The 913-nt window shown below is 75.7% G+C and carries 1 protein-coding gene; it reads left to right on the top strand.

Translation table 11 applies throughout. The features are described 5' to 3' along the window. On the top strand, nt 1–913 hold a 913-nt coding region (locus tag KUM32_RS37170), incomplete at both ends, for an amidohydrolase (protein ID WP_217146272.1).

A 913-nucleotide genomic window follows, 5' to 3' on the forward strand; every position in this document is an offset into this window, starting at 1 on the left:
TCTGGCCGAGGGCATCACCGCCGCCGCCGAGGCCGGCATCGGCGGCGGCCTGATCGCGCACAGCGCCATCGAACTCGCCGCCTACCAGCGTGCCCGCGACGCCGGCCGGCTGCCGCTGCGCATGCGGCTGATGGTCGCCGCCGACCTGCTACGCGAGGTGGCCGCCCATCCCGACGACGGGCTGCGCCACGGCATCGACCTGGGCCTGCGCACCGGGCTCGGCGACGACCGGCTGGCCATCGGCGCGCTCAAGGTCTTCACCGACGGCGGGATGATGCCGCGCACGGCCGCGCTGACGGAGCCGTACGTCGGGCTCGACCACGGCGGCGCGCTCTTCGCCGACCCGGCCGAACTGACGGCGACCATCGTGGCCGGGCACCTGGCCGACTGGCAGCTCGCGATCCACGCCATCGGCGACCGTGCCGTGGACGTGGCCCTGTCCGCACTGGCCGAGGCCCAGCGGCTCAGGCCGCGCCCGGGGGCCCGGCACCGCGTCGAGCACGCCGGCCTCGTGCGGCCCGACCAACTCCCGCGCCTGGCCCGCAGCGGGGCGACCGTGGTCGTCCAACCCGCCTTCCTGTGGAGCTTCGGCGACGACTACGCACAGCTCATGGGCGCCGACCGGGCCGACTGGCTCTACCGTGGCCGTGCCTTCCGGACGCACGGCATCCCCCTCGCCGGCAGCTCCGACCGCCCCGTGACCGTGGGCGCCCCGCTGCGGGCCATCCAGTTCATGGTCGAGCGCCGGTCCCACTCGGGCCGGGTGATCGGCCCGGACGAGGGCCTCTCGGTCGACGAGGCCCTGCGCGCCTACACGATCGACGCGGCCCGCGCCTGCCACTGGGAACACGCGCTGGGCAGCCTCACCCCCGGCAACCACGCCGACCTCGTCGTCCTCTCCGACGACCCACAC

The organism is Streptomyces sp. AC627_RSS907 (assembly GCF_019049165.1).